A 13128-nucleotide genomic window follows, 5' to 3' on the forward strand; every position below is an offset into this window, starting at 1 on the left:
GCGTTTAACCCCATTCTGAAGAACCGTTATCTACAAAGTGAAGCGAAGAATCCCTCCGCTTTTGTATCATGCTTCGCCTTAAAGAGATCCTTCAAGCAGCGTAGCTGCTTTCAGGATGACGTAGTTGGAGTACTCATCTCAGTTGATATAAACGTCATTCTGAACGTAGTGAAGAATCTTCTGTACCTTATCACTGCTGTGATTTGTGAGCATACAATTAAGCTGTTAACTGAAATAATGCTATACTCGACGCGCATTAAGTAGAGAAATAATTTAGCGATGTAGGGATAGATTTCTGTCAGTGATTCCTCATAGATAAACTATTCTCTGCAAATGCGAGCTTATAAACGGTTTTTTTGTCTTCGCTGTATGATCACTATAGCTTGAAATATACAAAGGATTTCGAAAGATGTTTAATTTTACGGGTAATTATACTGACAAGTATCAACTTACTATGGCGCAAATTTACTTTTTAAAAGGAGTAAAGGAGCCTGCCCTATTTGATTATTTTTTTCGAAAACTTCCTTTTAATGGAGGCTACGCAGTTTTTGCTGGTTTAAATGACTTATTAGAAATACTTGAAAATTTTCATTTCAAAAAAGAAGAAATTGATTTCCTGAAAGAGCAGGGATTTGATGCTAATTTTCTTGCTTACCTAAAGGATTTTCGTTTTAAAGGCAATATCTTTTCGTGCCAGGAAGGGGAGATAGTTTTTCCGGTTTGTCCCATTTTAACCGTTGAAGCGTCAATTATTGAAGCGCAGATTATAGAAACCATTCTCCTAAATACATTGAATTTTCAAACCCTTATTGCAACAAAAGCTCGTCGTATGCGCTATGTGGCAGGAAAGCGGCAATTGATTGAATTTGGTTTAAGAAGAGCGCAAGGTCCTGGTGGTCTTTATGCAAGCCGTGCGGCGATTATTGGTGGATTTAATGCCACCAGTAACGTTTATGCGGGGCAAAGGTACAAACTTCCAATAGCGGGAACAATGGCCCATTCATTTATACAACGTTATGACGATGAATTAGAGGCTTTTCGCGATTTTTCTAATTTATGGCCAGAGGATTGTATTTTATTGGTGGATACTTATAACACCCTAGAAAGTGGATTGCCTAAAGCTATTGCAGTTGGTAAAGAAATGCAAAGAAGGGGGCAACCATTAAAAGGAATTCGCTTGGACAGTGGTGATTTGGCTTATTTAGCGAAGGCTGCACGTGAAATGCTTGATGAAGCCGGTTTGCACCAAGTACAAATTATTGCCTCTAATCAATTGGATGAGTATGTGATTAAAAGTTTAATTGATCAAGAGGCTCCTATCGATGCTTTTGGGGTGGGTACTAATCTAGTTGTTGGACATCCTGATGCTGCTCTCGATGGTGTTTATAAGTTAGCTTTTGCGAATGGCAAGCCCCGTATTAAGTTGTCTGAAAATATTAGTAAAATTACCTTGCCAGATAAAAAACAAGTTCTGCGCATTGTTAATGAAGAGGAAATTTTTTATGGTGCTGATGCTGTCGTTATAGAAAGCGAAAAGGATGTGACCCTGATGCACCATCCTTTTGATGTTTCAAGAAAACTCAGTTTGCAAAACTATAAAAAGGAACCTTTATTAAGAAAAGTAATGGAGAATGGTAAATCCTTACAACAAGCTATAACGCTTTCCAGTATAGTACAATACAGCCAGGAACGATTTAATCAATTACCTGAAGAATATAAAAGATTTGATAATCCACATATTTATAAAGTCGGATTAAGTTCTGCACTTAGAGATGAGCGTGATGCATTAATAAAGAAGTATAAAATATTATGAAAACATTAATTATTCTTGACGTACAAAATGATTTTTTACCGGGGGGTAGCCTTGCTGTTCCTAACAGTGAACCTATTATTCCAGTGATTAATCAGCTATTACCTCGCTTTGAACTGGTGGTAGCCACTCAGGATTGGCATCCAGCAAATCATAAAAGTTTCGCGTCTAATCATATAGGCAAAGAGCCTTTTGAAAAAATAAAGTTACGAGGCAGAGAGCAAACGCTATGGCCAAATCATTGTGTACAAGGAACCTCTGGAGCTGAATTTCATCCTCAACTGGAAACGCACCCTATAGAAGCTATCTTTCGGAAGGGAACTGCGCCTGACATAGATAGTTATAGCGGCTTTTACGATAATGATCACAACAAAAGCACAGGCTTGTCTGGTTATTTAAAAGACAAAGGTGCCGATGATCTTTATTTTTGCGGGTTATGTGCGGATATATGTGTTTATTTTAGTATTAAAGATGCTCTAGCTGAGGGTTTTCAGTGTTCTTTAATAGAAGATGCTACTGCGCCTCTTAATCATGCTGTTTTTGAGAAAATAAGAGAAGAGTTAATTAGCAATGGTGTTCGTCTAATCAGGAGTGATCAGCTGATATAGCTTTTTCAGGGCACATAATAAATTTAGCATTGTCATCTTGCGAAAATTGCCGCCATCCTGAGCAAAGCGAAGAGCTCCAGCAGATAACTCCTTTATTTTTAAACAAAGAGATCTTTTGTTTTGCTCAGGGTAACGTCGTTTTGTTTGTATTTTACATAGAGTATGATTTTGCCCTTCAGGGCAATAATTTATTGTCTTTGCACAAGTAATTATTTATTCAGGTAATTTATCCACTAAATTATTTTCTGCTTTAGGTATAACCAACGCTTCTCCAAAATAGACACGCCCATCTTCTCGTATTCTAAGCTTAACTTCTTTCACCCAAGGTAATTTGTTTAAATAATCGAGGATAGTGTTAATAATGGGATAATAAATTTTACTCGGTTAATTGTCGTTTAGCCATGGTTTGAAATAATCCTTCCACTTTCATTAGTTCAATATAAGAACCCGATTGAACAACTTCTCCTTGTTGCATGACCAGTATCAAATCAGCTTTTTCAATAGTGGATAATCGATGCGCGATAACAAGACGTGTCACGTTTAATTTTTCAAGGCTTTCAATAACAATAGCTTGTGTGAGATTATCTAAAGAGCTAGTCGCCTCATCAAAAAATAAAATTCGCGGGCTTTTAGCAAGCGCTCTTGCTATTAATATTCGTTGGCGTTGTCCTCCAGATAATGTCCCGCCACGCTCAGAAATCACAGTATGCATCCCCATAGGCATTTTACGAATATCATCTGCCAAACCGGCCTTTTCTGCGGCTATCCAGGCGTCTTCCTGTGTCAGAGGGGCTGAGCCCACAATATTGTCAAAGAGCGTACCTGATATTAAAAAACTGTTTTGTAACACAACTCCACATTGCTCACGAACGCGTTGGATATTTAATTGTTTAATATCGTGATCATCAAAAAAAATATTACCTTGGTCAGGCTTTTCAAATCCTAGCAGAAGGCGCAGCAGCGTTGATTTTCCTGAGCCTGATGGGCCGGTAACTGCTACATACTGTCCGGGTTCAATGGAGAAGGATACGTTTTTAACAACTGTTTGCTCCTTAGTATAAGAGAAGCGTAGTTGGTCCACTTCCAATTTTCCTTTTAAAACGCCCGGATCATGCTTTCCGGCATGGATTTCTGGTATGTTTTCAATAATTGGGGTTAGCCGCTTCATAAGAGGAATACTGTTAATAACAGTACTAATAGCATCAGTCATTGCTAGCATGCCTGCAGCAAATTGTCCGAGTGCCGCATTAAAGGCTAGAAAAATACCCAAACTCAACGCGTTTTCACGGCTAACAAATTGGGCAAAAATAATTACAGACAGTAAAGTCAACCATAATGCATTTAAGCTCGATAATAAAGCGTTATACCAATTCGCTTTATAAGTTTCGTTTTTTATCTGGCTATTTTTGAGGGCCCATAACGAAAAGGCTGTTTTTTCGCGGCCTGTTGCTTGAATTTTTCCAATACCACCGAGTAGCTGAATGACCATTCCAGAAAGTTCACCACTGATGGCTGTAACCGATTTGTAATGGGAAAGTTGTTTTTTGCTAATGAACAGCGTATAGATGCAAATAAGGAGAATAATGAGTGTAGCAGTCAAAGCTAATCCGCGATCATAATAAAATAGCAGAGCCAGGCTAAAGAGAGAAAAAATCCCGCTCAGGAGGGAGTTTATGACTACGCCTGCCATAATTTGACGTACACTACTGGCTGCCATGGCTCTTTTAGCTAAATCGCCACTGGTAAATTCACGAAAAAAAGTAGCTGGAAGGCGAATAAGACGATCCCAAATAGCAATCTCAAGATTAAGATTTAATTTACTTCCAATTCGAAGGACGGTAACTGCACGAACAAGCTCAAATAAACTTGCTGAAAGGGCCGCCACAGCTAAAGCCCAAATAATCTGTTTAAGTTGTGAGAAATTCCCTGCTGGGACGACTTGTTCAAATAAAACACCGGTAAACCAGGGGGGAACAAGACTGAGTATCGCTGCTAAAGAGCCTACCGTTATTAAACGCAGCAGATCACGTTGGGTGCCACGAAATGAAAAAGGAATTAAATTCCGGATTTTTAGTTTTTCTGAAGGCAAGGGGCAATAAATCTGCCAGGCTGTTAATGCAAAATGTTGAGCCTCCTTTGCTGTAAGTTTTTTTCTTACCCCATCGAGTGGATTAATCAAGATTAGTCCATACGTTAACCTGGGAACTGCTAAATAGAACCCTTCTTCATTAGGTTTTTGTAATAATAAAGGATTCGTGGCACTACGCCACCATTTTGCGCCAAGTTGCACCTGACGTACCAACAGGCCTGATTTTTGAGTAATTTCTTCCATTGTGCCAATGTGAAGAAATTCAGGAATTATTAACTGATAAAAGTGCGCCACATGCCGAATACAAAACGTTAAAGTGTTTTTTCGCCCGGCTTTACCAATAGCTGTGTAAGGCTGCAAAGTGGAAAGCATTTGTCCATAGGCACGTTTGAGTAAATTATTCTCAATTTTTTTTCGTTGAGTGGCACGTTGTTTTTCAGTTTGCCGAATTAAATGAGTTATCTTAATGAGTGACTCATGGATGTTTCTATAAAATCTTAAGGTTATTTCAGATTTGTTTTGTTTGCTCTTAATTAGCAATGCTTTGGAATCAGTGACTTTGTGTTGATGCAAATAATCTATAAAATGTTGCTGCCATTGACGTAATGCGGTGTTTTTTATGTCTTTCCAGTCAATAGGCGTAAGTTCAATGTCTACTGAGGAAGAGGCTAACAATTGCCACTTTGACTGAATATTGCTTCCTTTTAACCCGATCAGTAACTCACCTGTTCGCCAATGTCCCAGCGGGTAGCGCTTGCCAGATTCAATACCTTCCGTAGGAATCAAAAAAAGATCAACATTGCCTTTGGCAATTAGATAGTTGCAATCTATTTCAAATAAATCAAACTCCCGACCAAGGGAATGAATAATTGATTGATCATTCATCACTTAAGCCTCGCTTGCCAATAAATGGCAATAAGCCCCTTTAATGGCTAATAACTCTTCATGTGTCCCTCGTTCAACCACTTGACCTCCTTCCAGTACAATAATCTCGTCTGAGTCACGTATGGTGCTTAATCGGTGGGAGATAATTAAAAGGGTGCAGCCTAATTGCCGTAAATGTGAATCTATCATTTGTTCCATTTGAGGATCGAGTGCAGAAGTGGCTTCATCCAGAATAAGTATACTCGGTTTTTGAAGTAGAGCACGCGCTATTTCTAAACGCTGCCGTTGTCCGCCGCTAAAATTGGAGCCTCCTTCACTAATCATGCTTTCATAACCTTGCTCCCGTTCACCAGCAATGGCTTCGTGCATTAAAACTGCCTTACAGGCATTGAGAATTTCCTCGTCTGGAATGGTGGGATTCCATAACGTCAAATTTTCTTTTAAGGTAGCATGGAATAAATTAATGTCCTGATCAATGCTGGCTATTGAATTAATTTTTATTTCGTTGGGGATGTCTTGAAGCGGTTTTCCATCAATGCGTATATTTCCCGTCCATGGTTGATAGTGCCCTAGCAAAAGTTTGCCAATAGTAGATTTACCGCTCCCGGAACTACCTACAAGCGCTACTCGCTTACCTGGTTTAATTTCCAGGGAAAAATTAACTAACAGAGGTTCGGCTAAGGGGCTATAACCAAACGTGATTTTATCAAAAACCACATGACCTGTTAGTTTATGATTTTCGGGAAATTCATTGGTTTGAGGTTTGATATAACGTGGTGCTAGTCGATGTGAAGTAATATCTTTTACAGTAAATAAGTCGGCTGAAATCTCCTGTACTTTTCCTGCCAGCATTACCAGCATTTTAATTGGAGAAATAAAACCACGATACAAAATTTGGAAACCTATCACAGTACCAATAGTCATTTCTCCCAAAATAGTTAACCAGGCACCGATACCCAGAATTATAGTATTGGTAAGTAAATCCAATGCCATGGGGACTATTGAGGAGGCATCTCTTGTCCAGCCTAATTGTTGTTCTGCCAGCAAATGATTGGCATGCATACCGCTAAATTTGCGAAAAAAATCATTTTCAGCACCGGATGCTTTGTAAGTTTCTATAAGCTGTAGTCCACTAACAGCAGTACTCATTAACCCATTGATTGCTTTTGTTTGGCGTTGACTTTCACTGGCTCGTCGATTGGCAATAAGCAATAGCGTTATAATATTGATAAGGGTGGTAAATATAACCAAAAGAGTCAACGGTACGCTAAGCAGGAATAAAATCATAAGATATATTAAAGCTAGCATCAAATTAACCATGTTTGTGCCAAACTGTTGAGAAACCAAATTGGCTATAGCGTCACTGGATTGCAAACGGTTAAGGATATCCCCAAGATAACGTTGATTAAAAAAAGACATCGGAAGCCGCAGTAAATGCCAGAAAAAAGTTGAACCATTCACCAAAGCCATTTTAGTTTCCAGACGGGCCAGCATTATTCGTTGATACCAGGTTAATAGGCCACTAAAAAGGGCTGCTACGATTAGGCCTAACAATACAGGTCTTTGCCAGTTCGTTAATTGTTGTACTAATACCTCATCAATAAAAATTTTATTTAATGTCGCAATAGCAATCCCTGGAATAGCTAAAGACAACGTTGTTAAAATAATGAAAAATACTGCTGCTTGAGAGTGACGTAAACGATTAAACAAGCTGGGTAGAATTCTAGGTTTATTGCCTGCTTTTACGAACTGAAGACTAGGTTTTAGTTCAAGAATTATTCCTGTGAAGCCTTCATCAAATTCTTCCCAGGTTAAAGTACGAGACCCATAGGCCGGATCATTAATATAAACAGCATGCTTACTTGCTCCTTCCAGAACGACGAAATGGTTGAATTCCCAATGAATAATTGCTGGCAATTGAGAGTCAATGATTTCCTCAGGTTCGATACTGTAAGCTTCAACTTCCATTCCATGCTTTTCAGCAGCGCGATAGATATTGTCAGCCCTACTTCCATCACGAGAAACACCACAGTCATTTCGTAATACATCAAGAGGAACCCATCGACCATAATGGGCTAGCACAATACCAAGGGCGACAGCGCCACATTCGACAGCTTCTATTTGTAAGACGGTCGGCGTTTTTTTTATCTGATTGATTACTCTGTCAAATAACATGATAGCTTTAGTCTATTCCTAAAAATTGTTTAATAGCTGGTACGACCAAAGTAATTGGAGGTTGTGTTTTGATAACAATATCGGCGGTGCATAAAGTTCCATTTGTAATAATCATATTAGGTCCTTTTGAGGTAGTCCATTTAAAACGGCTTGGTGTATTCGCCTCTTTTAAATCAATACGCACGTACAACTGAGGGCCATCTTTGGTAAAGTTTTCGACTAATTTTTCATTGGATAGAACGGCCATCATGCTGCTGTGGGTACTGGGAAAACTGGCGACGGTCTCAACCACCCCTAAAATACTGCCATATTCCTGTTTTTTGACGGTACTGGGTACGACATGGGCTACCATGCCGGGAAGGATAACTTTACCCATCCCTGCAGGCACATAAACCGCTGCATCTATTGTTTCAGCATAGGGTTCTATGTCCATAACCTTACTGCCCGTCTGAACAATTTCACCCGGTTTGCCAAGGATATTAATGATTTCCCCATCCACAGGACTGACAATAATGCTGTGAACCTTAATTTTTTTTTGAACTAGAGCCAACTCCATTTGTGCTTGCAGAATACGATTCTTAAGCTCTATTATCCGCTGTTGATTAGCTTCTGTACGCCGTTTAAATTCGATAATGTTGTCGGTCATTTTTTTTTGGATTTCATCGCGCTCTTGTATTTCTTTAAAATAATTACTTTTTAAATCTGCCAGCTCTTGCCGTGATACAGCTTTACCTACAAGTTTTTCACGTTCTGCAATAGCGCTTTTTAAGTACTCCAAATGCAAATTGGCATTTCTTAAATCACTGGCCCAATTTGCTTGAAGGACTGCATTCTTTTCCTGCTCAAGTTTAAAATCCTTTTGAATAAATTGCTGTAAATCATTAAGCTGCCTTTGCAGGGTGCCAAGAAGTTGTTGTTTATTTTCTAATTCCAAATTAAGAAGAGGGAGCTTAAGGGTTGCCAGTTGTTGTCCTTTTTTAACGATTTCGCCGATTTCTACGTCAATTGTTAATAAACGTCCTGATTCTTCGGCGATAGCGTCATAAATTTTTTGTCCACCACTGATTAAGATACCGTTTCCTGATATTCGGGTATCAATTCGACCCCATATAGACCAGGCAACAATCATTAGTAGAAGTAAGGCCAATGCTATCAGTATTAACCAATTTAATGGGGAAACAATTCGAAAAAGGTTGTCTAATTTTTCAGGGTTATTTAACCGAAGAAGACTTTTTTCTCGAAACAATTTTGGCATTAGAACAATATCCAAATCATGCGATGTATGTTTTCAGTATATCCTTGATATTCAAAGATTTCGAATCTTGATGATAAGTTTACGAAAAGATAGTATAGGCCAGCACTAAGCTATAAATCCCTGTTAAATAAACGCGGGAAGTAGGTAGGCGAGCTCAAGTTGGGCAATCAACGATAAGAACCTGCAAGGAATGTTCCTTGATAAATTTAGTTGGCATTGTTTTGTGCTGTCTGATTTAACTTAACACCAAAAAAACGGGTGCTAAGCACATTAATGCAAAGACCGCTTATAACGAGTAGGCCAGCTGCTAATTTCCAAAGCTGAAAAGGCTCACCAAGAATAATTACAGAACTTAAGATGCCCACCACGGGAATCAAAAGGGTAAAGGGCACTATCGTGCTAACTGGATAACGGCTTACCAACCAATTCCAAACCCCGTATCCTACCCAGGTTGAAATATAAACAATGTAAGCTAAAGCAGAAAATCCGCGCCAGGTCAGGTGATTGTAGGTATTGATAACACTGGTCATGCCTTCAAAAGTCAGTGTGATTAAGAGCATAGGGATAATGGCAACAAAGCTACCCCATACAACGAGAGAAATCATATTAACGTTGATTGCCTTTTTAGTGATTAAGTTACCGAACCCCCAGGTTGCCGCTGAGCTTAAGATTAAAATAAAACCTAAAACAGAAATATTGCTATCAAAATGCAAAGCAACTAAACCAATGCCTGAAAAAGACACAAGCGCGCCCACAATTTGAAAAGGGTTAGGATGTTCTTTTAAAAATGCTGCAGCAAAAAACATACTAAAGAAAACCTGCACTTGGATTAATAATGAAGCCATCCCGGGCGTCATGCCTGCATGCATACCAAGGAAAAGTAAAGAAAATTGCAAAGCAAACATAATCAGGCCATAAGACAGGATTAACCTGAAAGGTGCTGCGGGAGGCTTTATAAAAAAAACAGCTGGAATACTGGCTAATAGGAATCTTAAGGTACTTAGAAACAAGGGGGAAATTTCTTCAAGACTTAACTTAACAAAAAGAAAATTAATACCCCAGATAAGAGCAACTAAAAGAGCAAGTAAAATATGAGAAGCTGGCATTTTATTAATATCCGCATAATAAGTGTCCTATTTTAGCGTAAAAATTTAATATTGTTTAGAGAAAAATCAAATTGTTGCAGAAAAATCACCTTTAACGCATTCTTGAAGTGGTTTTTGCAATTGCTGTTTTAAAAAAGCTAAATCGGCGTTTCGCGCTTTTTTTAATGTAAAGAGGGCAACCCAATCAACCATGGCAATTTCACTCGGGAAATCCAAACGTAATGTCGCTTGTGTGCTCCATGCCTTGGATATTGCATAGGAATGGCCTAATGACTTTAAGCAAGCAAACCAATTTCCTAAGGAGTTAGCACCCAAATAACAGTTAAGCGAACGAGTAAACTGTTCTTTTTTAAATGTCGGTGTGGGAGTAAAGGGTACGTTAGTATCACAATAGTGTTGGGCTACATGGGCAGGGACTAGTTGTTGGGCGTCGCTAATTGATTTGATCCGAGTACTTATTGGGGTGTCGCTAAGGCTATAACATTCATTATAATAGGCAGACAATACGCTAATGATTGCAAAGTCGTAGTGTTTTTCGTTAAAAGTATTACCGTTTAACTCATAAATTACCCCATGAGTTTCCACTTCATCCAATTGTTTAGCGAGTTGTAATCGCATCGCTTCCCCTTCTTCCGTATGAGGCAAACAATGCAGCATCATAGGGGCCATGTAGCGCACGTCAAGTGCCCATAAGATGTATTGCCAAACAGAGAGGTTATAAAAGGTTCGGCCAGACAAATCGGTAATCTTATCTTTTTTTTCAATCATCAGTTCAGGATATCGTTGGAGAATTTTTTGAGCTTTTTCTTGATTGCCGCAAATACAGGCGTCGATTAAATGAAGCATTAGCCACTGTTGATGATAATTGTTATAAAAAAACCGACAGCTAAGGTTTAAGTTTCGCTGAGCTTCAGGTTCTTTATTTAGTGCATCAACAATGATATTGATTACTTCGTTTGGCACATCTTCAAAGAGACTTTTCTCTTCTCTTTCTATTTTCGTTTTCATAAGGGGCAATATTGATTATTAGTTGCTCACGTGCCTATGATAAATATTTTACTATCTGTAATAAAATTGATTATTGTTATAGGAGTTATTAAAACTTTATATGGATGGTATTTGAGAGTTGTTTAAGGTTTTCCATGGCATCCGAAGGATAGCTGTTGCACTTTAATGAAGTCGCTAACCGTAATTTTATCCGCAATTATTCACTATACTGTAAGGATGAAATGAAAGGTAATGCTATGAAAACACTGATTGTTGCCATGTGGGATCCAGGTGTTTCTATTCAGAGTTTAAGTCTTCATGAAAAGATTGAGGTTCTTGAGAAAAAATTCAAATTTGCCTATGAATTAGCGAGACCCTCTATTGATGAAGAAACAATGTTTCTCTTTATGTGTCCTGAGTTTAGCTTATTAGATATGAAAGACTTAACCACTAATTTTTCCTATACCAAGCAAGCGTTTATAGAAGCGGAGAAACGCTTGCAGAAGTTAGCAAATGATTATCCTCAGGCTATTATTATTCCAGGTACTGCCTACATTGAAAAAACAATGGATTTGAATAATCCGGATAAAGAAAAAAAATATGCAAGCTTTATTAAGAAATGGCAACTTGAGCACTATCAGACTTTAAAGCCTTTTCGACAAGAAATTAAAGACAAGACTTTTGTGAAAAGCACAGCCTCTATTTTCTTTCAATCGACAACAGCTAAACCTAAACGATACAGTAAACGTATAGAGGCAGGGGAGTATCTTGATTCCATTACCAATTTCCTTTACCCAGGCCATTCAACGCCCTTTTTTACCTATAATGGTATTCGTTTTGGTATAGAGATTTGTGCTGATCATAAAGATGGCATATTAATTTCGGAACAAAAAAAGACAAAAGAACCTGTTGATGTTCATCTTATTATTGCAAACGTTATGCATACTATTCCTGGACGGGTAGCAAATGGCAAAGAGAATGTTATCGTTGTTAATTGTGCTGGTAATTTTAGTTATGTCCCAACGGCGGCCCGGGAGACAGGAGTTTGGGTTGCAGATGAGAATGGAAGGTTGGAGCCAATTACTCCCTCTGATTCTTCAACCAAGGATTTAAAAATTTTTCCAAGTATACTGCTTCCTAATCAAAACACTACCCCAACTCTTAAATAAATATAATATGTTCATTGTCTTTTCTATAGGCCATTTCATTGCTATTAACGCTTAAAGGTTGAGCGGCATAGTCTGTATTAGAAAGAAGACATTGGTAAAGAAAAATAGGGATGATATGTTGGGCGACAAAGCGTGCTGTTTGACTGCCTCCATGGCCATCATAAACGCCTAGAAAAACGGGTTGACCTTGCATAAGGGATTGTACACCGACAGAAATGTTATCCCAGGAATGTAATTTTGCTTTTTTAACTAAGTGTTTTGCAATTTCTTTCTCTGATTTTTGGCCTGGCTGGCCTCCATTTAGCATGGATAAGGTGCTTGCAAGGTAGGCTTCTTGTGTGCTTTTAGTAGCTTCATAGCCTGCAGCATCAGTAAAGCCATCACAGGTTATAATAACTTGTAATTTAGCAATTCTTTTTTGACTAAAAAGACTATCTACGTTAACAATATCTATTGTTGCATTTGATGATATTAATTTTTCAGTGGCTTGACCTTTAATATCATAATCACCAATAGCTCGAGATACAGCTAAAACACCATTTACTCGATAGACACCTCCATTGCAAGTAATAAAACCACCAAGTTCTTTTATTCTTCTTTGTTCTGAGGGTAAATTGGGTTTATGAATGACTGAGTTTAATCGACTTACTTTTGAAACTTGTCCTTGTGGATCATACATGACTAGAAAAGAGGCTGCATCAGCCAGGGTGGCAACTAAGAGACTATTCTGGCCATCGAAAACAGTGGTTGAAGCCGTAGTGCCACTTTTTTCCGGAAGAGATTTGACTGCCTCGTCGAGGTATTTATAAGTTGTCCATAAACGTTTACTTATATCTTGAGGCGTTAGGTGTTTAATTTTTTCTTTCTCTATCACACACCAGGCTAAGGCATCTTCCTGGGTAGGACGGGCATGTCTCGCTTCAAAACAACCAAATTTATAGTCGTTATTTTCTTCCTCTACCTCAGGAGCCTCGGGCAGAGAAATAATTTCAATCACCATAATTCTCAATAAGAATAGATTTAACTATTACTAATTGTAGAACG

Annotated in this window: 9 protein-coding genes; 3 read left to right on the forward strand and 6 right to left on the reverse strand. The window is 38.4% G+C overall.

Annotated elements, in window-relative coordinates:
* The first annotated feature begins 409 nt into the window (after positions 1-409).
* The gene (locus Ljam_RS11690; RefSeq protein ID WP_058450190.1) at positions 410-1813 is read left to right on the forward strand and encodes a nicotinate phosphoribosyltransferase; all 1404 of its coding nucleotides are present in this window, start codon (positions 410-412) and stop codon (positions 1811-1813) included.
* Complete coding sequence (gene pncA / locus Ljam_RS11695; protein WP_058450191.1) at positions 1810-2418, forward strand: bifunctional nicotinamidase/pyrazinamidase; 609 nt, start codon at positions 1810-1812, stop codon at positions 2416-2418. Before Ljam_RS11690 ends, pncA begins: the two co-directional genes overlap by 4 nt.
* A gap of 376 nt (positions 2419-2794) precedes the next feature.
* Here pncA and Ljam_RS11700 read toward each other — a convergent pair whose 3' ends face one another.
* From Ljam_RS11700 to Ljam_RS11720, 5 genes are all read right to left on the reverse strand, one after another.
* A complete protein-coding gene (locus Ljam_RS11700) occupies positions 2795-5392 on the reverse strand; it encodes an NHLP bacteriocin export ABC transporter permease/ATPase subunit (RefSeq protein WP_074881798.1) in 2598 nt (865 codons plus the stop codon).
* 3 nt (positions 5393-5395) lie between these two features.
* Positions 5396-7567: an NHLP family bacteriocin export ABC transporter peptidase/permease/ATPase subunit gene (locus tag Ljam_RS11705; protein ID WP_058450193.1), complete on the reverse strand. Its 2172-nt coding sequence runs from the start codon at positions 7565-7567 to the stop codon at positions 5396-5398.
* 7 nt (positions 7568-7574) lie between these two features.
* Positions 7575-8822: an NHLP bacteriocin system secretion protein gene (locus tag Ljam_RS11710; protein ID WP_058450194.1), complete on the reverse strand. Its 1248-nt coding sequence runs from the start codon at positions 8820-8822 to the stop codon at positions 7575-7577.
* Positions 8823-9028: 206 nt separating this feature from the next.
* Positions 9029-9928: an EamA family transporter gene (locus tag Ljam_RS11715; RefSeq protein WP_058450195.1), complete on the reverse strand. Its 900-nt coding sequence runs from the start codon at positions 9926-9928 to the stop codon at positions 9029-9031.
* Between the two features lie 66 nt (positions 9929-9994).
* Positions 9995-10936, reverse strand: a complete 942-nt coding sequence (locus Ljam_RS11720; protein WP_058450196.1) for a hypothetical protein — start codon at positions 10934-10936, stop codon at positions 9995-9997.
* Between the two features lie 236 nt (positions 10937-11172).
* Here Ljam_RS11720 and Ljam_RS11725 point away from each other — a divergent pair, with 236 nt between their 5' ends.
* On the forward strand, positions 11173-12084 hold the full coding sequence (locus tag Ljam_RS11725; protein WP_131762505.1) for a hypothetical protein: 912 nt from the start codon (positions 11173-11175) through the stop codon (positions 12082-12084).
* Here Ljam_RS11725 and Ljam_RS11730 read toward each other — a convergent pair.
* Positions 12077-13084, reverse strand: coding sequence for a PP2C family serine/threonine-protein phosphatase (locus Ljam_RS11730; RefSeq protein ID WP_058450198.1), 1008 nt, complete (start codon positions 13082-13084; stop codon positions 12077-12079). The two genes, Ljam_RS11725 and Ljam_RS11730, sit on opposite strands and share 8 nt — an antisense overlap.
* Between the last annotated feature and the right edge of the window lie 44 nt (positions 13085-13128).

Origin of the sequence: Legionella jamestowniensis (assembly GCF_001467745.1) — a bacterium.
Classification (GTDB): domain Bacteria; phylum Pseudomonadota; class Gammaproteobacteria; order Legionellales; family Legionellaceae; genus Tatlockia; species Tatlockia jamestowniensis.